Genomic DNA, 18,854 nt, shown 5'->3' with positions numbered 1-18,854 from the left:
CTTGTTCAATCAGGGATTCACCGCGCCATGAGCACGCTATTGATTCGAAATGCAGAGTGCATAGCCACCTTCGACCACCAACGCACCGAGTTGCGGCATGCGTCGATTTATATCCGGGATCACCGCATCGAGGCGATCGGCGCCGATGCCGATCTGCCCCAGGCCGCTGACGAAGTCATCGATGCGCGCGGCCACCTCGTGGTGCCGGGTCTGGTCAACACGCACCACCACATGTACCAGTCGCTCACGCGCGCCATCCCTGGCGTGCAGGATGCCGAGCTGTTCTCCTGGCTGCGCGGCCTGTACCCGATCTGGGCCGGCCTCACGCCGGAGATGGTGCATGTGTCGACGCAACTGGCCATGGCCGAGTTGCTGCTCTCGGGCTGCACCACCAGCAGCGACCACCTCTACATCTACCCCAACGGCGTGCGCCTGGACGACAGCATCGAAGCCGCGCGCGAGATCGGCATGCGCTTCGTCGCCACGCGCGGCAGCATGAGCGTCGGCAAGTCGCAGGGGGGCTTGCCGCCCGACAGCGTGGTCGAAAAGGAAGATGCGATCCTCAAGGACACGCAGCGCCTCATCGAGACCTTCCACGACAAGGCGCATGGGGCGATGGTCAACGTGGCCGTCGCGCCCTGCTCGCCCTTCAGCGTGAGCCGCGATTTGATGCGCGAATCGGCCGTGCTCGCGCGCCAGTACGGCGTGCGCCTGCACACCCACCTGGCCGAGAACGACCACGACATCGCCTACAGCCGCGAGAAGTTCAACTGCACGCCCACCGAATATGCGCAGGACCTCGGCTGGCTCGGCCACGACGTGTGGCATGCGCACTGCGTGAAGCTGGACGCGGAAGGCATTGCGCTGTTCTCGAAGACGAAAACCGGCGTCGCCCATTGCCCTTGCAGCAACATGCGCCTCGCCTCCGGCATCGCTCCCATCCGCAAGATGATCGACGCGGGCGTGCCAGTCGGCCTGGGCGTGGACGGCAGCGCCAGCAACGACGGCGCGCACATGGTCAACGAGGCGCGCCAGGCCTTGCTGCTGGCCCGCGTCGGCCGCGCGCTGGAGCCCTTCGGCTGCGACCACGGCCCTTCGGAAATGACGGCGCGCAACGCGCTCGAAGTCGCCACGCGCGGCGGCGCCGAAGTGCTGGGCCGCCAGGACATCGGCCACCTCGCGCCCGGCATGTGCGCCGACCTCGCGCTGTTCGACTTGCGCACGCTGGGCTTTGCCGGCGGCGCCGTGCATGACCCGGTGGCGAGCCTGCTGCTGTGCGCCAGCCCTAACAGTGCATGGACCATCGTGAATGGCCGCGTTGTCGTGCGTGAAGGGCAGCTGGCGACGGTGGACCTGGGGCCGCTGGTGGAGCGGCACAACCGGCTCGCGGTTCAGTTGGCGGCGGGCGCGCGCTGAAGCGAGCACGCCCTGGGGAACACCAGCGCTTCCCCTCAATGCTTCGCCTATCGAAACCGTCCCTTGGCGCTTGTCTGATCCGGGGCAACGGGTCTACCCCGGAACGTGAGCGTCGCTGCCTCGACGCCGGGTGTAGTAGAAAAAGAGCAGTGTCGAACCCGCCAGCGCCATGGCGAAGTAGAAGAACACCGTGACCAGGCCGAAGGTCGACGCGATCCATCCGCTCGCCAGTTGATGAAAGGCCGTGCCGCAGAAGAACATCAGGTTCAATGCGGCGAGTGCCTTGCCGGACTTCTCCTTCGGGGTCGATGACTGCCCCATCGCAAACAGCAGTGGCTGCGTCGAGATGCAGCAGCCGAAGGCAAAGAAGATCCACGCATCGAACGACGCCGAGCCCACGAAGCCGCCATGCAGCCAGCCACCCGGCACTGCAGCGACCACGACGAGCAACAGCAATCCCGCCACGAGGTGACTGCTTGCAAGGAGGGCGCGCCGGGCATGGGTCAACCTGTCGATGGCGCCCGCGACCAGCGGGCCCACTGCCAACGCCACGGTCAGGGGAAGGAGCGCGTTGCCCGCCTCGATCCGCGACAGTCCCTTGATTTCCATGAACCACGGCCCGCCCCATACGCCGCGCACCGCCAGCGCCGCGGCGAGCGATGTGAAAGCCAGCAGCACCGGCCCGCGCATGCGGATCGACGCGGCAATCTGGAGCACCTCGCGAAACTCCGCCTTCAGTTCGAGTGCAGGCGCTGCCGCCGTCCGTTGCATGCTCGGCACGACCAGCGCCACCAGTGCGCCGATGCCGACCGCCAGGGCAGCCGCAAACCAGAAGCTGGCACGCCAGCCATGGTGCTCGATGAGCCATGCCATCGGCGTCGCGGACAACAACATGCCGCAGTTGCCGATGCTCAGGATCAGGCCCGACCACAAGGCGAAGCGCGCCGGCGGCAAGGTCTTGGCGGCCAGGGTAAATGGGCACAGCAGCATGCCGCAGCAGCCGATGCCGAGCAGCGCCTGTGCCGCGAAAAAACCGAAGGCGCTGTGCGCGAACGCACCGGCCATCGCGCCGATCGCCGTGATCGCGAACAACGACAGGGACACCGTCCTGACGCCCAGCCTGTCCAGCATCACGCCGGCCGGAATCTGCCCCAGCGCAAAGAAGAGGTGGTAGGCGCCGGTGAGCACCCCGAGGTAGCCCGTCGTCGTTCCGATGTCGGCCGACATGACATCGGTGGCGATGGCCGGCAAGGTGCGAATGAGGTTGGAGAGCGTGTGGCCGAACGCGAGGATGACCAGGGGCAAGGCAACCTGCAGCGACACGGGCAATGGGATGGAGCGGCTTGGCATAGGCACCGGGCGATCTTGCCCGACCCACCTTACCCTGCCCCGCCCGGCGGCCGTCAACCAGGTCCGGCGTCTCGGGCACGTTCGCTGGCGCGTGCCCGCATGCGGCGGCATCGGGCGCACTGGCATCGGCACGCCAACTGTTGTACGGTGAGCGCCCGACGCATTGCGACCATCCATGACACCTCGACCTTTCAGGCTTCATGTCGAAGAGAAGGCCCTCGACGATCTGCGCGAACGGCTTGCGCGAACCCGCTTTCCGGACGCCATGCCTGGCGCCCCGTGGGAAACAGGTGCCGATCTGGATTGGATGCGCGGACTCGTCGACCATTGGCAGAACCGCTTCGACTGGCGCGCCCAGGAGGCACGGCTCAATGCCTTCGACCAGTACAAGGTGCCGATCGCCGGCATCGACCTGCACTACCTTCACGTCGCGGGCCAAGGCGACGCACCGCTTCCGCTGTTGCTGTCGCACGGCTGGCCGGGCTCGGTGTTCGAATTCCTCGACCTGATCCCGATGCTCACCGATCCCGAACGCTTCGGTGGCGATCCAGCCGACGCCTTCACCGTGGTGGCCCCGAGCCTGCCTGGATATGGCCTCTCCTTCGCTGCCAACCAACCGCGTTTTTCCGTCGAGCAGATCGCGGACGTGTTCGCACAGTTGATGAGCGATGTGCTCGGCTATCCGCGTTTCGCCACCCAGGGTGGCGACTGGGGCGCTTTCATTTCCTCGCGGATCGGACTGGCGCACCCGGACAAGGCCATTGGGGTGCACCTGAACCTGCTGCCCGTCCGGCGCGACCTTGCGCCGAATGCGGATCCAAGCCCGGCCGAACGCCAGTACCTTGCCGAACTGAAGCACTGGCTTGCCGAGGAAACCGGCTACAGCCTGCAGCAGGGCACGCGGCCGCAAACGCTCGCCTATGCGCTGAATGATTCGCCGACCGGCCTTGCCGCCTGGATTGCCGAGAAATTTCGCGCCTGGTCCGACTGTGACGGCGATGTCGAGTCGGTCTTCACGAAGGACGAGATCCTCGCCGATGTGAGCTTGTACTGGTTCACCGGCGCGATCGGCTCGTCGTTCTGGCCCTACTACGCCCGCGTCCATGGCGGTTGGCCCATCCCCTTGGGCCAGACGGTCGACGTGCCCATGGGCTACTGCGAGTTCCCGGCTGAAATCCTGCACCCGCCGCGCAGGCTCGCCGAGCAGACGTTCACGGACATTCGCCGATGGAGCGTCATGGCCAAGGGCGGGCATTTTGCGGCGATGGAACAGCCAGAGGCGCTTGCAGCAGAGATCCGCGCCTTCTACCGGCCGCTGCGCGCTGGCCAGGATCCTGCCTCCCACACAGCTGGGCGGCGATAGCGCACTTTCGTTCAAGCTTCGCGCTCTTGACGCAGGCGAAGCTGACGACTCATCCAGATGCTTCCCCGCTTCGCAGGCCGCTGTCCACCGTCGGGTAGCGCAGCCGCACGCGCAGTTCACGCTTCATGCGCGTGTTGTCCAGCCGGCGTGATTCGCCCATGAAACTCAGCAACTGCGCAGGCAACTGTTGCGCCGCGTCGTCGCGCGAAATGCGGGGCGGCCGTGCCATGCCGTAGAGGTCCGCCGCCAGGTCGAAGTAGTCGCCCATCCGCATGTCGCTGTCGTCGCTCACATGGAACACGCGCTGCGTACTGCCCCGCCAGAGCGCCGCCACGCAGGCCCGCGCGAGGTCATCGGCGTGAATGTGGTTGGTGAACACATCGTCCTCGCGCCGCAGCACCGGCGTGCCTTTCCTGAGTCGTTCCCGCGGCGTGCCGCCCTCGCGATCCGGCGCGTAGATGCCCGGGATTCGCACCACGCGCACGGCCGGACCCAGGCGGCCGAACCAGCGCACGGCCTTTTCGGCATCGACACGACGGTGCGCACGCGGGGTATTGGGCCGCACCGCACGCGCCTCGGTCACCCGTTCGCCGCCGCAGTCGCCATACACGCCGCTGGTCGAACCATAGACCAGCGCCGCAGGCAACGAACGCGCCGCCAGCGCACGCACGAGCGCGGTGGTGCGCGCGTCGCGCCACCATGGGGCGCTTTCGCGCACGGGCGGCGCGAGGTGCAGGACGCGCGTGGCGATGCCGGCCAGGCGCCGCAGCGTGTCCGCCGCATCGAGGTTTCCCGAGATCGGCGTCACGCCGGCCTCGCGCAATCGCTGCAACTTGTCCGGCGAAGACGTCAGCGCAATCAGCTGCACCCGCCCTCGCAATGCCCGCGCCGCGCGCAAGCCGACATCGCCGCAACCGACGATCAATACACGCTCGCGGCGGAATCGCGCCGGCAGCGCACCGAGGGGGTTCTGGTTTGAGGGCAAAATCCGATTCCTTTTCGCGATTCCGAGAATACCCAATGACGAGCGCCGCCCCGCACGAGACGGGCTTCCACATCACCGTCGAGCCCAGCGGGCGCCACTTCACGGCGCACAGCGACGAAACCATCCTGTCGGCCGCCATCCGCCTGGGCGTCGGCCTGCCCTACGGCTGCAAGGACGGCGCCTGCGGCTCCTGCAAGTGCAAGAAGCTCTCGGGCGAAGTCACCCTCGACTCGCACCAGAGCAAGGCCCTGAGCGCCGAGGAAGAGCTCAAGGGCTACATCCTGACCTGCCGCGCCCACGCCAAGACCGACGTGGTGCTCGAATCGCGTCAGGTCACCGAGGCCGGCGCGCATCCGATTCGCAAGATGCCCGCACGCGTGCTGGCCTTGCAGAAGAAGTCGCACGACGTGGTGCTGCTGCGACTGCAGTTGCCGGCCGGCGAGCCGCTGCAGTTCCATGCGGGGCAATACGTCGAATTCATCCTGCGCGATGGCGCGCGCCGCAGCTACTCGATGGCCAATGCGCCGCACACCCTGAGCGAGCCCGGCACCGGCCTTGAACTGCACATCCGGCACCTGCCGGGCGGCAAGTTCACCGACCACGTCTTCGGAGCGATGAAGGAGAAGGAAATCCTGCGCATCGAGGGCCCCTACGGCAGCTTCTTTCTACGCGAGGATTCCGCCAAGCCCATCATTCTTCTGGCCTCCGGCACCGGCTTCGCGCCGATCAAGGCGCTGCTCGAGCACATGAAGTTCAAGGCCATCGACCGCCCTGCCACGCTCTACTGGGGCGGCCGCCGCCCTGAAGACCTCTACATGGACGATTGGGTGCTCGACCACTTGGCCGAGTTGCCGAACCTGCGCTACGTACCCGTTGTGTCGAACGCGGTGCCGGAAGACAACTGGACGGGGCGTACCGGGTTCGTTCATCGGGCGGTGCTGGAAGATTTCAAGGACCTCTCGGGTCATCAGGTCTACGCCTGCGGCGCGCCCATCGTGGTCGATTCGGCGAAGCAAGACTATGTGGCCGAGGCTGGCCTGCCCGAGGAAGAATTCTTCGCCGACGCCTTTACCACCGAAGCCGACAAGGCCCTCCCCTAGAAGTGGCGGATAAACCTACTGCGCGACCCGATCTCGCGCCTGCGGTCCTCGCCGTACGGGCGTACGGCTGCGGTCCTCGACGCGACCTCGGGCCGCTCGCTACGGTTTCTCCACCACTTCTCCCGCCGCTCATGAAAACCAGACAGTTCCTTCTTACGACACTTGCCGCCCTCGCTTTGCTTGGCGGGGGCCACGCCATGGCGCAGCAGAAGCCGATTCGGCTGATCGTTCCTTACGCCGCGGGTGGACCGATCGACGTCACGGCGCGCGCGCTGGCGGAGCGGGTGCACGATTCGCTGGGCACGGTGATCATCGACAACAAGCCGGGCGCCGGCGGCAACATCGGCGCGGACATGATCGCCAAGGCGGCGCCGGACGGGCTCACCATCGGCATCGCGGCCACCGCCACGAATGCGGTCAATCCCTGGCTCTACAAGAAGATGCCGTTCAATGCGGCGACCGACTTCGCGCCCATCACACAGATGGTCCGCGTGCCCAATGTGCTGGTGATGAACGCTCAAACGGCCGAGCGCCTCAACATCCACAACCTGCCCGAACTGATCGCCTACGCGAGGAAGAACCCAGGCAAGCTCAACTACGGCAGCGGCGGCAACGGCAGCGCCGGGCACCTGGCGGGCGAGATGTTCAAGAAGGACGCCGGCATCTTCGCGCTGCACATCCCGTACAACGGCGGCAATCCGGCGCAGCTCGCGCTGCTGTCTGGCCAAGTCGATTTCAACTTCGACAACCTCGCGACCGCCGCACCGAACATCCGCTCCGGCAAGCTGAAGGCGATTGCCGTCACCACCCTGCAGCGCAACGCCGCCCTGCCTGACGTACCGCCCGTGGCGGACACGCTCAAGGGCTTCTCGATCGACACATGGTGGGGCCTGGTCGCACCCGCAGGCACGCCGCGCGACGTGGTCATGAAGCTGAACCAGGCCTTTGTGGCGGCACTGAACGCGCCCGAGACCAAGACCCGCTTCGCCAACCTCCTGGCGGAACCGGTGCCGACCACGCCCGAGCAGTTCGGCCAGTTCATGAAGAGTGAACTCGCCAAGTACGAGAAGGTCGTGAAAGCCACCGGCGCCCAGGTGGACTGAGCATGGCTTGAACAGGGAGTCGCGACAGGCTGCAAGCGATTCGCCTCAGCTTTGTCGCAACGGAACTTGCCGGACTTGGTTCGTGCGGCCCTGCGCAATCGGGATTGCCCGGCCTCTGGAGCCACCCCTGGTCAAGGGAGCGGGAGTCGCGCGAGAAGCGCGCAGCGACTCGCGAGGCCTGCTTATTCCCCGAGGTACGCCGCGCGCACCTTCGGATCGGTCAGCATGACCCGTGCATTCCCGTTCATCGAGATCACGCCCGACTCCATCACATAGCCCCAGTCCGCCAGTTGCAAGGCGCGGTTGGCGTTCTGCTCCACCAGCATGATGGTCACGCCCTGCGCCGCCACCGTCTGCACCACCTCGAAGATCTTGTCGCACATGATTGGCGACAGGCCCATCGTGGGCTCGTCCAGCAGCAGCACCTTGGGTCTCGCCATCAGCGCGCGGCCCATGGCCAGCATCTGCTGCTCGCCGCCGGACATGGTGCCCGACAGCTGGTCCTTGCGCTCGCGCAGGCGCGGGAAGGTCGCGAACACCTTCTCCATGTCCTCGGCGATGCCCGCCTTGTCGTTGCGCAGGTAGGCGCCGATCTGCAGGTTCTCGGTGATCGTCATGCGCGTGAACACGCCACGGCCTTCCGGCACCATCACCAGGCCTTCTTTCACCAGGTCCCAGGCGCCACGGCCTTTGATGCTATGGCCGAGGAATTCGATCTCGCCGGCCACCGCCGGCTGCGTGCCGGTAACGGCCTTCATGGTGGTTGTCTTGCCGGCGCCGTTGGAACCGATCAAGGAGACCAGTTCGCCTTCGCGCACTTCGAAATCCACGCCCTTCACGGCCTGGATCCCGCCGTAGGCCACCTTAAGACCCTTGACCTGCAGCAATACCTTGCCGGAGGTGCGCGCGGGTGTGGTCGTTTGCGCTGTCATTTCTGCGGTCGTCATCTCAATGCCCTCCGGTGCCGAGGTAAGCCTCGATCACCTTTTCATTCTTCTGCACGTCGGCGGGGACGCCTTCGGCGATCTGCTTGCCGTAGTCGAGCACCGTGAGGCGGTCGCACAGACCCATCACCAGCTTCACATCGTGCTCGATGATCAGCACGGTGCGGTTGTCGGCACGGATGCGGCTGATCAGCTCGCGCAGTTGCAGCTTCTCGGTCTGGTTCATGCCCGCGGCCGGCTCGTCCAGCGCGATGAGTTGCGGGTCGGTGGCCAGCGCGCGCGCAATCTCCAGTCGACGCTGGTCGCCGTAGCTCAGCGTGCGCGCCTTGAAATCGGCGTACTTGCCCACGCCCACGTAGTCGAGCAACTCTTGCGAGCGCTTCTTGATCGCGTCCTCCTCGGCCTTGAACGCGCCGGTGCGCAGGATCGCGCCGACCACGCCCGAATGCGTGCGGATGTGGCGCCCCACCATGACGTTCTCCAGCGCAGTCATGTCCTGGAAGAGACGGATATTTTGGAAGGTACGCGCGATGCCGGCCTTGGCGACCTCATGCACCGCCGTCGGCCGGTAGGGCTTGCCAGCCAGTTCGAAGGTACCGCTGTCGGGCGTGTACAGCCCAGTGATGACGTTGAAGAAGGTCGTCTTGCCCGCGCCATTCGGACCGATCAGGCCGTAGACCTGGCCGCGCTTGATGGTGATGCCGACGTCCGACAGCGCCTGCAGGCCGCCGAAGCGCTTGGAGATGCCACGGACATCGAGGATGGTGTCTGTCATATGTTTGTTCTCGTGCCGCTCAGGGGTTGATCGACATCGGACGGCCGGGCTCGCCCGGCACTTCGTCGGCAGGTGTGTCCAGGATCACGCCGGCGTGATGGTGAGCCGGAGGCCCGCCCGCTCCACCGCCGCCATTGCCGTTCTTGCGCACCTTGCCGTGCTCCGGCGAAGGCCACAGGCCGCGCGGACGGACCAGCATGATCACGATCATCGCCAGCGCAATGAACAACTGGCGCAGGATCGACGAGTCGAGCCGGCCGCCAGTCATTTCCTGCAGCGGGCCGGCCACGTAGCGCAGCACTTCCGGCAAGGCCGACAGCAGCACCGCGCCCAGGATCACGCCCGGCAAGTGACCGATGCCACCGAGCACGACCATCGCGACGATCATCACCGACTCCATCAGGCTGAAGGATTCCGGCGAGACGAAGTTCTGGAACGACGCGAACATCGCGCCCGACACACCGCCAAAGCTCGCGCCCATGCCGAAGGCCAGCAGCTTCATGTTGCGGGTGTTGATGCCCATCGCCTTGGCAGCGATCTCGTCCTCGCGGATCGCCATCCAGGCACGGCCCACACGCGACAGTTGCAGTCGGTGCGAAATGATCACCGTGAAGATCACCAGGATCAGGAACAGGTAGTAGTACAGCGACACCGACGAGATCGTGAAGCCGTCGAACAGCTTGTGCGGCTTGCCGAAGCTGAATCCCAGGATGCTCACCGGATCGATCGCGTCCAGGCCCTTGGGGCCGTTCGTCACGTTGACCGGGTGGTCCAGCGTGTTCAGGAACACACGGATGATTTCACCGAAGCCGAGCGTCACGATGGCCAGGTAGTCGCCGCGCAGCCGCAGCGTCGGCGCACCGAGCAACACCCCGAACAACGCGGCCAGGACCAGCGCTGCCGGTATCACGGCAAACAAGGACACATGCAACCCGCCAGGAAACATGGCCTTGATGGCCGGGAAGGTGTCGGTCAAATGTGGCGAGGCCAGCAGCGCGTACATGTAGGCGCCGATGGCAAAGAAAGCCACGTACCCCAGGTCGAGCAGGCCGGCGTAGCCCACCACGATGTTGAGGCCCAGCGCCAGCAGCACGTACAGCAACGCGATGTCGACGATGCGCACCCAGGCATTGCCCTGCGTCTGCAACAGCAGCGGCAGCACAAGCAAGCCGAGCCCGGCGACCAGGAACCAGATCAAGTTCTTGTTTTTCATGGTGGCGGCTCCTTATGCGCGGTCCGCCACACGCTCGCCCAAGAGGCCTGCAGGCCGCACGGTAAGCGTCAGGATCAGGATGACGAAAGCGAAGATGTCGCTGTGCTGGCTGCCCAGCACACCGCCGGTGACGGTGCCGAGATAACCGGCGCCGATCGCTTCGATGAGGCCCAGCAGGATGCCACCCACCACCGCGCCGGCCAGGTTGCCGATGCCGCCAAACACAGCGGCCGTGAAGGCCTTGAGGCCGGGACCGAAGCCCATTGCATGTTGCGCGATGCCGTAGTTCGACGCGTACATCACGCCGGCAATCGCGGCCAGCACGGCGCCGATGATGAAGGTCGCCGAGATCACCATGTCGGGCCGGATGCCCATCAGCGATGCCACCCGCGGGTTCTCCGCCGTGGCACGCATCGCGCGGCCCAGCTTGGTGTAGTTCACCAGCCAGGTCAGCACCGCCAGCGAGATCGCCGTCAACACCAGGATCATGATCTGCGTGGGCGAGATCGACGCGCCGCCAACGATGATCGGATCGCTTGGCAACAAGGTCGGATAGGCCTTGTTGGTCGGCCGCCAGATGATCATCGCGATCGTCTGCAGCAGGATCGACATGCCGATGGCCGTGATCAAAGGCGCCAGCTTGGGGCTGTTGCGCAGCGGCCGGTAGGCAACCTTCTCGATCACGAAGTTCAGCGTGGCCGCAACCACGCAGGCAATGATCAGCGCGATCAACAGGACCAGCCATCCCGGCATCCCCGGCGAAGCGTCCCTGATCAATCCGATGATCGTCCAACTCGTCAATGCCCCCACCATGAGCACTTCGCCGTGGGCGAAATTGATGAGGTTGATGATGCCGTACACCATGGTGTAGCCCAGGGCTATCAAGGCGTACATGCTGCCGAGAACCAGACCGTTGATGATCTGCTGCAGCAATATTTCCATAAAGATCCCTTATTTGAAGCGCCAGTTGTTCAGCGCCGCTCGTTTTGCATTTGCGCCGATCAGGCGCCATGCACGACTAGCAAAAAGTCAGCCAGCCTAATGAGTCGGCGACGGAGTGGGCGGGATTTTAGTCACGCTCATTCCCCGAATCGGTGCGCGCTTACCCGGGGATGACCTTGCACTGCGGTAGGGATTAGATTTTTAGACTTGCGAGTGCGGCCTTCGAAGACTGAAAGAAGTTCAGTCAACCTCGCCGTCGTTGAGTCGACGCAATTCACGCAGCTTCTCGCCGATGCGAATCTCCAGGCCGCGCTCCACGGGTTCGTAGAAGCGCTGGCCTTGCAGGCCATCGGGCAGGTAGCGCTCGCCGGCCGCGAAGCCGCCCTCCTCGTCATGCGCATAGCGATAGCCCTTGCCATAGTCGAGTTGCTTCATGAGCTTCGTCGGCGCATTGCGCAGATGCATCGGCACAGGCCGCGTGGTGTCCTGCTTGATCAACGCGCGCACCGCGTTGTAGGCCTTGTAGACCGCGTTCGACTTGGGCGCCATGGCGAGATAGATGACACATTCGGCCAATGCAAGTTCGCCTTCCGGGGTCCCGAGCCGCTCGTAGACCTCGGCCGCATCCAACGCCAACCGCAGCGCACGCGGATCGGCCAGCCCGATGTCTTCGCTCGCCATGCGAACGAGCCGGCGGGCCATGTAGCGCGGATCGGCCCCGCCATCGAGCATGCGTACGAACCAGTACAACGCGGCGTCCGGATCGCTGCCGCGCACCGACTTGTGCAGCGCGCTGATGGTGTCGTAGAACTGCTCGCCGCCCTTGTCATAGCGGCGCATGCGCTCGCCGAGCACGCGCAACAGCCACTCGTCGCTGATCTGCGTGAGCTTCTCGGCGACTGCCGCGACGGCCAGCGTCTCGAGCGTGTTGAGCAGGCGCCGCGCATCGCCATCTGCATAGGCGACCAAACGATCGATCGCCGCATCGTCGATGCCCGGCACGGCGTTGATCTGCTGCGCCCGCGCGATGATCTGCTTCAGGTCGTCTTCGTTGAGCGGCTGCAACACGTAGACAGCCGCACGCGACAGCAACGCTGAGTTGACCTCGAAGGAAGGGTTCTCCGTCGTCGCGCCGATGAAGGTGAACAGCCCCGACTCCACATGCGGCAGGAAGGCATCCTGCTGGCTCTTGTTGAAGCGATGCACTTCGTCGACGAACACGATGGTGCGTTGCTGCTCCAGACCATCGCGCGCAGCGACGGCGCGCTCCACGGCTTCGCGAATGTCCTTCACACCGCCAAGCACCGCGCTGATGCTCAGGAACTGCGCATCGAAGGCATCGGCCATGAGCCGCGCGATCGTCGTCTTGCCGGTCCCGGGTGGTCCCCACAGGATGCAGGAATGCGGCTGCCCGGATTCGAAGGCAATACGCAGCGACATGCCCGGACCGAGCAGATGCTGCTGCCCGATCACATCGCCCAGTGTCTTCGGACGCAGGCGTTCAGCAAGGGGTTGATGGGATGCCGCAGCGGCGGCTCTGGAATTGACGGCCATGGGATCATTTTGCGATGCCGCGCTACAAGAACCTCGACGGAACATCCGGCGTCCTCGCGTACGAATGTGCGCCGGGTGCGATTGCAGTCCGCTTCACCGATGGCGATGTCTACATCTACACCGATGCAAGCACCGGTCGCGCCACGGTGGAACAGATGCAGATGCTGGCGCGAAGAGGCCGCGGCCTCAGCACCTTCATCTCGCGCTACGTACGCGAGCGCTATTTCGACAAGGTGGAACGCAAGGAAGGCGATTGAGGCCGATCGAACGGCCTACTGCTTGAGCACGTCCGCGCCCTTCGGCACCTTGAAGCTGAACGTGTCGGCGCCCAATGCAGGATTGATTTCGACCTTGCTGAATTTCAGCACCGAGCGCTGGCCGAAGCTGTCGAGGATCTCCAGCGCAGAGAGGCTTTGTCCTTCGAAACCAACCAGCACGCTCTGCAGTTGGCCGTCCTTGTTCTTCGGCGTGGCCTTGACCCATTCGAGACCGTCGTGCGCCGGCGCGCCTTCGAGCGCGAAGTCGGCCTGCAACGCGCGCAGATCCGGCGCCGAGGCAATCACCGCCGCCGGCGTCGACCCGAGCGCCTGCGCCTGCGCCCGCTGAGTCACCTGGTTCAGGTCGGCATCGTAAAGCCACAGCGTCTTGCCGTCCGCGACGATCAATTGCGCAAAGGGCTTCTGGTAATCGAACCTGAATTTCCCAGGACGCTGGAATTCGAAGGTGCCGGTGGAAGTCTTGCTGCGCGGCGGCGCGCCGTCCTTGGACGGCGAAGTCACCGTCTGCGTGAACTCTGCACGACCGGACTTCACGCCCTTCACGAACGCTTCCAGGCTTTCCATGCCGCCAGCCCATGCGGCGCTCACCGCCAACATCCAACCCAACGCCACTGCCAACTGTTTCTTCATTCAACTTTCCTGTTCGCTCACTCGGCGATCACTCGGCGCGCGCTGGCACCAGGATCTCTCGCTGCCCGGCGCCGCTCATGGCGCTCACAAGACCTGCCTTTTCCATGTCCTCGACCAGCCGCGCCGCGCGGTTGTAGCCGATCTTCAGGTGGCGCTGCACCAGCGAAATGCTGGCCTTGCGGTTCTTCAGCACGACCTCGACCGCCTGGTCGTACATCGGGTCCTTCTCCGCATCGCCGCCACCTTCGCCCATGAGACCGTCCTCGCCATCGACGGTTCCGCCTTCCAGCACGCCATCGATGTAATCCGGCTCGCCCTGCGACTTCAGGTACGCCACCACGCGATGCACTTCCTCGTCGCTCACGAACGCACCATGCACGCGAATTGGCAAGCCCGTACCACTCGGCATGTAAAGCATGTCACCCATGCCCAGCAAAGCCTCCGCGCCCATCTGGTCAAGGATGGTGCGCGAGTCGATCTTGCTCGACACCTGGAACGCGATGCGGGTCGGGATGTTGGCCTTGATCAGGCCCGTGATCACGTCGACACTGGGTCGTTGCGTGGCCAGGATCAGGTGGATACCAGCCGCGCGCGCCTTCTGCGCAAGACGCGCGATCAGTTCTTCAATCTTCTTGCCGACCACCATCATCAGGTCGGCCAGTTCATCGATCACCACCACGATGTGCGGCTCGCGCTGCAACGGCTCGGGCGATTCGGGCGTCAGGCTGAACGGGTTGTAGACGAACTCCTCGCGCGACTTCGCCTCGTCGATCTTGGTGTTGTAGCCAGCCAGGTTGCGTACGCCCAGCTTGCTCATGAGCTTGTAGCGCCGCTCCATCTCGGCCACGCACCAGTTCAGGCCGTGCGCCGCCTGCCGCATGTCGGTCACCACCGGCGCCAGCAGGTGCGGAATGCCTTCATAGACCGACATTTCCAGCATCTTCGGGTCGATCATCAGCAAGCGCACGTCGCGCGCCTCGGCCTTGTAGAGCAGGCTCAGGATCATCGCATTGATACCCACCGACTTGCCCGAACCGGTCGTGCCGGCCACCAGCACGTGCGGCATCTTGGCCAGGTCAGCCACCACCGGATTGCCGATGATGTCCTTGCCCAGGCCCATGGTCAGGAAGGACTTGCCATCGTTGTAGACCTGCGAGCCCAGGATCTCGCTGAGCTTGATCGACTGGCGCTTGGCGTTCGGCAGCTCCAGCGCCATGTAGTTCTTGCCCGGGATCGTCTCGACCACGCGGATCGAGATCAGCGACAGCGAGCGCGCCAGGTCCTTCGCCAGCCCGACGATCTGCGAACCCTTGACGCCGGTGGCCGGCTCGATCTCGTAGCGCGTGATCACCGGACCCGGCGACGCCAGCACAACCCGCACCTCGACGCCGAAGTCCTTCAACTTCTTCTCGATCATGCGCGAGGTCATTTCGAGCGTGTCGGACGACACGGTCTCCTGGCGCACCAGCGCTGCGTCGAGCAGATCAACCTGCGGCAGCTTGCTGTCAGGCAGTTCGCGGAACAGGGGCTTCTGGCGTTCCTTGGCAACCCGATCGCTCTTGGGAACCTCGGCCACGGCCGGCTCGATATGCACCGGCGGCGATGCGGCCCGACGCTTCGGACGCGGCTCGATCCGCAACTCCTCGTCCGGCGCTTCCACGCCCTCGGGTTGGAGCGCGCGTTCATCGGAGGTGAGTTCGCGCCGCTCGCGCACCGCCTTCTTGCCCAACGCGATGTCTTCGGCAAACTCGCGCTTTTCACGTCGCCATTCGAACAATGAAAAGACCCTGGCGCCAATGCGCTCGGCCAACTGGCTCCACGAGAAACGGAACACCAGCGCGGTGCCGATCACCAGCACCGCGATCGCGATCAGCGCGGAACCCGTGAACCCCACCCACTTGACGAAGAACGGCCCCAGCACGGTGCCCAGCACGCCGCCACCGTGGCCACCGGGCAAGCGGAATTCCTGCGAATACAGACGCGACCATTCGAGCACCGCGCTGGCCGCCAACAGGAGCACCAGGCCCACCCAGAAAGCGATGCGGCTGCGATTGAACCGCCCCGGTCGCGGTGCATCGGGCGCCCCTGCCTCTCCACCGCGCAACCACGAGGCCAATGACGAAAGCCACACGCGCACCCCCGCGGCAAAGCACCACCAGATCGTGAAGCCCGCGAGGAAATAGCTGCCGTCGGCGAGCCAGGCGCCGAAACGGCCGCCCCAGTTCTTGATGTCGCCTCCGGTGCCCGATGTCGACCATGCCGCATCGGACGCTGTATAGCTGAACATCGCGAGCAGCCAGAACAGCAGCACGGCAAAGCCGGCGATCAGGCTGATCTCGTGCGCAAAGCGCATGGCGCGCAGGCGAACCGGCTGGTTGTCGGCCGCCGACGAAGAGTGGAGTGTGTTCAACGAGTAGGTCATGCAGTAGAGAGCGCCTGCGCCGCATCAGCGCGCGGTCAGCAACCCATGACGATAACGGAAACCGGCGCAGCTGCGTTGTCAGTCCGGCGCCCGCAACACCATCAGGTGAGCGAAGAGAGACGGTCCTTGACGATCATCGAACCATCTGGCTGAGTCTGCACGAAGCCGCGCTCTTCCAAGTCCTTCATGACGCGGCTGACCATCTCGCGCGACGCACCCACCATCTTGGCCAGGTCCTGGCGCGAAATCTTGTCGCGCACTTTCAGATTTCCAGCGCCGTCGTCGACGGCGAACTCCAGCAACGATCGGGCGACACGACCGTAGACGTCCATCAGCGCCAGGGACTCGATCTTGCGGTCCGCATGGCGCAGCCGTCCGACCAGGCCACGCATGATGTTGTACGACATCGAGGAGTTCTCCGGCAAGCAGCGGGAGAAGGCCTCGCGTCCCAGCGTCAGCACGTCTGTCTGCACCTCGGTGCGAACGGTCGCCGAATGGGGCTCGTCGTCGATCAGGCTCATTTCACCGATATAGTCGCCTGGATGCAGCGTGGCCAGGATGACTTCGCGGCCGCGGCTGTCGGTGCTCATGACCCGCGCCCTGCCGGTAAGGATGATGTAGAGCGCATCGGACTTCTTGCCCTGCTCGACCACCACCTCGGCTCGCTTGAAGCGCTTCTTGACGATCGCATCCGCAATGCTTGCCGATTGCGTAGGCGTCAGCGCAGCAAAGAGCGGCACCCGCCTCAACAACTCCAGGTTCGAAAGCATCGACATTCACTAACCCCCGTATGGCCCGCGTCGCATCCCAATTCCATGGATTCATACAATCGCGCGCATTGAAAACACCGGTCCGTCCGGTGGACCGAACGGTGGTACTTTTGTTATCACCCCAAAATGTACACGCTAAGACCGTGTAAATCATAGGCTTCCATCATGTCATCGACGCAACATGCCAAGGTCCTGATCCTTGGCTCCGGCCCTGCCGGCTACACAGCGGCCGTCTACGCGGCCCGCGCCAACCTCCAGCCCATGCTGATCACAGGCATCGCGCAAGGCGGACAACTCATGACCACCACCGAGGTCGATAACTGGCCCGCCGACGTTCACGGCGTGCAAGGTCCGGAACTCATGCAGCGCTTCCTGGAACATGCGGAGCGCTTCAAGACGCAGGTCGTGTTCGACCACATCAACAAGGTCGACTTCAGCAAGCGCCCGTTCACCCTGACCGGCGACAGCGGCACCTACACCTGTGACGCGCTCATCATCGCCACAGGTGCTTCCGCGAAGTACCTGGGACTGCCTTCGGAAGAGGCGTTCATGGGCCGGGGCGTGTCCGGCTGCGCGACTTGCGACGGCTTCTTCTATCGCGAGCAGGAAGTCTGCGTGGTCGGCGGCGGCAACACCGCGGTCGAAGAGGCGCTCTACCTCTCCAACATCGCCAGCAAGGTCACGCTGGTGCACCGCCGCGACAAGTTCAAGGCCGAACCGATCCTGGTCGACAAGCTCAACGAAAAGGTTGCCGAGGGCAAGATCGAACTCAAGGTGCACAACACGCTCGACGAAGTGCTGGGCGATGCGTCGGGCGTGACCGGCATTCGCGTGAAAAGCACGCTGACCGGCGACACGCAGGACATCGACCTCAAGGGCTGCTTCATCGCGATCGGCCATCACCCGAACACCGACATCTTCGAAGGCCAGCTCGACATGAAGGGCGGCTATATCGTGACGCGTTCAGGCCTGCAGGGTTTCGCCACGATGACCAGCGTGCCTGGGGTGTTTGCGGCGGGCGACGTGCAGGACAACATCTACCGCCAAGCCATCACGAGTGCTGGCACGGGTTGCATGGCGGCGCTGGATGCGCAGCGCTTCCTTGAACAAGAGTAACGCCCCCAGGCTCCGCTGAGTTCGCGTCGCTCTTGCCGCCGACCGCGGGTGTTGCCGCGGCCCGGCAAAGCCGATTCTCGGGCATGCCTTGAACGCGGGCAGCCGGCGGCGGGAAAGGTGCGCTCCCGCCTCTCGGCGAGCGCGGGCGGGCAGGCGGGCAGGCGGGCAGGCGGGCAGGCGGGCAGGCGGGCAGGGCAGGCGGGCAGGCCAAGAGTTTCAGGCTATAATCTTTGGCTTTGCTGAATCTGCGCTTTGGTGCTGTTTGGCGATCCGGGCTACCGCCACCCGTTTCTGGCGAGGTCAAGCTGCAAAACACCCCGCAATACCCTGTTGCGCGATCCTGTTGCCGTCCAACGGTTCACCGGGCTCATTGGGTGCCAGCTGTTCATGAAAGAGTGTCCACATGGCACGCGTATGTGACGTAACGGGCAAGGGCCCGATGGTCGGGAACAATGTTTCCCACGCCAACAACAAAACCAAGCGCCGGTTCCTGCCGAACCTGCAATACCGTCGTTTCTGGGTCGAAACGGAAAACCGCTGGGTTCGCCTGCGTGTTTCGAGCGCTGCCCTGCGCCTGATTGACAAGAACGGCATCGACGCCGTGCTCGCAGACCTGCGCGCACGCGGCCAAGCTTAAGGAGCTGAATCATGGCAACGAGCAAAGGCGGACGCGAAAAGATCAAGCTGGAATCCACCGCGGGTACCGGCCACTTCTACACGACCAGCAAGAACAAGAAGACGATGCCTGAAAAGATGTCGATCATGAAGTTCGACCCCAAGGCGCGCAAGCACGTCGAATACAAGGAAATCAAGCTGAAGTAATTCGGCCTGTTGATCCAAGAAGAACCCGCTGCGATCCAGCGGGTTTTTTGTTGCCCGGGGCGATTTGCCGC

18 protein-coding genes are annotated in these 18,854 nt (G+C 64.5%); 8 read left to right on the top strand and 10 right to left on the bottom strand.

Annotation, left to right across the window (positions count from 1 at the left end):
* Positions 1-27 precede the first annotated feature (27 nt).
* Positions 28-1,416: an 8-oxoguanine deaminase gene (locus WKW82_RS27005; protein ID WP_340345613.1), complete on the top strand. Its 1,389-nt coding sequence runs from the start codon at positions 28-30 to the stop codon at positions 1,414-1,416.
* 93 nt (positions 1,417-1,509) lie between these two features.
* Here WKW82_RS27005 and WKW82_RS27000 read toward each other — a convergent pair whose 3' ends face one another.
* Positions 1,510-2,823: an MFS transporter gene (locus WKW82_RS27000; protein ID WP_340345611.1), complete on the bottom strand. Its 1,314-nt coding sequence runs from the start codon at positions 2,821-2,823 to the stop codon at positions 1,510-1,512.
* A gap of 118 nt (positions 2,824-2,941) precedes the next feature.
* Here WKW82_RS27000 and WKW82_RS26995 point away from each other — a divergent pair, with 118 nt between their 5' ends.
* On the top strand, positions 2,942-4,129 hold the full coding sequence (locus WKW82_RS26995; RefSeq protein WP_340345609.1) for an epoxide hydrolase family protein: 1,188 nt from the start codon (positions 2,942-2,944) through the stop codon (positions 4,127-4,129).
* Between the two features lie 49 nt (positions 4,130-4,178).
* Here the strand turns inward: WKW82_RS26995 and WKW82_RS26990 are convergent, their stop codons facing one another.
* Positions 4,179-5,114 carry an SDR family oxidoreductase gene (locus WKW82_RS26990; RefSeq protein ID WP_340345607.1) on the bottom strand — a complete coding sequence of 312 codons (936 nt, stop codon included), beginning with the start codon at positions 5,112-5,114 and terminating at the stop codon, positions 4,179-4,181.
* A gap of 35 nt (positions 5,115-5,149) precedes the next feature.
* Between WKW82_RS26990 and WKW82_RS26985 the strand changes: the two genes are divergently transcribed.
* Together WKW82_RS26985 and WKW82_RS26980 are read left to right on the top strand one after the other, a co-directional pair.
* The gene (locus tag WKW82_RS26985; protein ID WP_340345606.1) at positions 5,150-6,214 is read left to right on the top strand and encodes a CDP-6-deoxy-delta-3,4-glucoseen reductase; all 1,065 of its coding nucleotides are present in this window, start codon (positions 5,150-5,152) and stop codon (positions 6,212-6,214) included.
* Between the two features lie 131 nt (positions 6,215-6,345).
* Positions 6,346-7,317 (top strand): tripartite tricarboxylate transporter substrate binding protein, encoded by a 972-nt coding sequence (locus WKW82_RS26980; RefSeq protein WP_340345605.1) that lies wholly within the window; start codon positions 6,346-6,348, stop codon positions 7,315-7,317.
* Positions 7,318-7,499: 182 nt separating this feature from the next.
* Here WKW82_RS26980 and WKW82_RS26975 read toward each other — a convergent pair whose 3' ends face one another.
* The 5 genes from WKW82_RS26975 to WKW82_RS26955 all read right to left on the bottom strand — a co-directional run bounded on the left by WKW82_RS26975 (position 7,500) and on the right by WKW82_RS26955 (position 12,745).
* A complete protein-coding gene (locus WKW82_RS26975; protein ID WP_340345604.1) occupies positions 7,500-8,264 on the bottom strand; it encodes an ABC transporter ATP-binding protein in 765 nt (254 codons plus the stop codon).
* Position 8,265: 1 nt separating this feature from the next.
* On the bottom strand, positions 8,266-9,036 hold the full coding sequence (locus tag WKW82_RS26970; protein ID WP_340345603.1) for an ABC transporter ATP-binding protein: 771 nt from the start codon (positions 9,034-9,036) through the stop codon (positions 8,266-8,268).
* Positions 9,037-9,055: 19 nt separating this feature from the next.
* Positions 9,056-10,249, bottom strand: coding sequence for a branched-chain amino acid ABC transporter permease (locus WKW82_RS26965; protein ID WP_340345601.1), 1,194 nt, complete (start codon positions 10,247-10,249; stop codon positions 9,056-9,058).
* Positions 10,250-10,261: 12 nt separating this feature from the next.
* The gene (locus WKW82_RS26960) at positions 10,262-11,191 is read right to left on the bottom strand and encodes a branched-chain amino acid ABC transporter permease (RefSeq protein ID WP_340336132.1); all 930 of its coding nucleotides are present in this window, start codon (positions 11,189-11,191) and stop codon (positions 10,262-10,264) included.
* A gap of 240 nt (positions 11,192-11,431) precedes the next feature.
* Positions 11,432-12,745: a replication-associated recombination protein A gene (locus tag WKW82_RS26955; protein ID WP_340345599.1), complete on the bottom strand. Its 1,314-nt coding sequence runs from the start codon at positions 12,743-12,745 to the stop codon at positions 11,432-11,434.
* Positions 12,746-12,759: 14 nt separating this feature from the next.
* Here WKW82_RS26955 and WKW82_RS26950 point away from each other — a divergent pair, with 14 nt between their 5' ends.
* The gene (locus WKW82_RS26950; RefSeq protein ID WP_340345598.1) at positions 12,760-13,002 is read left to right on the top strand and encodes a hypothetical protein; all 243 of its coding nucleotides are present in this window, start codon (positions 12,760-12,762) and stop codon (positions 13,000-13,002) included.
* Positions 13,003-13,017: 15 nt separating this feature from the next.
* Here the strand turns inward: WKW82_RS26950 and lolA are convergent, their stop codons facing one another.
* The 3 genes from lolA to WKW82_RS26935 all read right to left on the bottom strand — a co-directional run bounded on the left by lolA (position 13,018) and on the right by WKW82_RS26935 (position 16,851).
* Positions 13,018-13,653, bottom strand: a complete 636-nt coding sequence (gene lolA, locus WKW82_RS26945; RefSeq protein WP_340345596.1) for an outer membrane lipoprotein periplasmic chaperone LolA — start codon at positions 13,651-13,653, stop codon at positions 13,018-13,020.
* 28 nt (positions 13,654-13,681) lie between these two features.
* A complete protein-coding gene (locus WKW82_RS26940) occupies positions 13,682-16,075 on the bottom strand; it encodes a DNA translocase FtsK (protein ID WP_340345594.1) in 2,394 nt (797 codons plus the stop codon).
* 101 nt (positions 16,076-16,176) lie between these two features.
* Entirely contained in the window at positions 16,177-16,851 is a 675-nt protein-coding gene (locus WKW82_RS26935; RefSeq protein WP_340345592.1) for a Crp/Fnr family transcriptional regulator, read from the bottom strand.
* A 159-nt stretch (positions 16,852-17,010) separates the two neighbouring features.
* On the opposite strand from WKW82_RS26935, the gene trxB reads away from it, so the two are divergent.
* The 3 genes from trxB to rpmG all read left to right on the top strand — a co-directional run bounded on the left by trxB (position 17,011) and on the right by rpmG (position 18,783).
* A complete protein-coding gene (gene trxB / locus WKW82_RS26930; RefSeq protein ID WP_340345590.1) occupies positions 17,011-17,961 on the top strand; it encodes a thioredoxin-disulfide reductase in 951 nt (316 codons plus the stop codon).
* Positions 17,962-18,364: 403 nt separating this feature from the next.
* Positions 18,365-18,598 carry a 50S ribosomal protein L28 gene (gene rpmB, locus WKW82_RS26925; protein ID WP_007830293.1) on the top strand — a complete coding sequence of 78 codons (234 nt, stop codon included), beginning with the start codon at positions 18,365-18,367 and terminating at the stop codon, positions 18,596-18,598.
* Between the two features lie 11 nt (positions 18,599-18,609).
* Positions 18,610-18,783, top strand: a complete 174-nt coding sequence (gene rpmG / locus WKW82_RS26920; RefSeq protein WP_007830291.1) for a 50S ribosomal protein L33 — start codon at positions 18,610-18,612, stop codon at positions 18,781-18,783.
* The last annotated feature ends 71 nt before the right edge of the window (positions 18,784-18,854 follow it).

It is taken from the genome of Variovorax rhizosphaerae (assembly GCF_037889975.1).
Classification (GTDB): domain Bacteria; phylum Pseudomonadota; class Gammaproteobacteria; order Burkholderiales; family Burkholderiaceae_C; genus Variovorax; species Variovorax rhizosphaerae.
The sequence above is the reverse complement of the archived record's forward strand: the minus strand, read 5'-3'. Positions and strand labels throughout refer to the sequence as shown.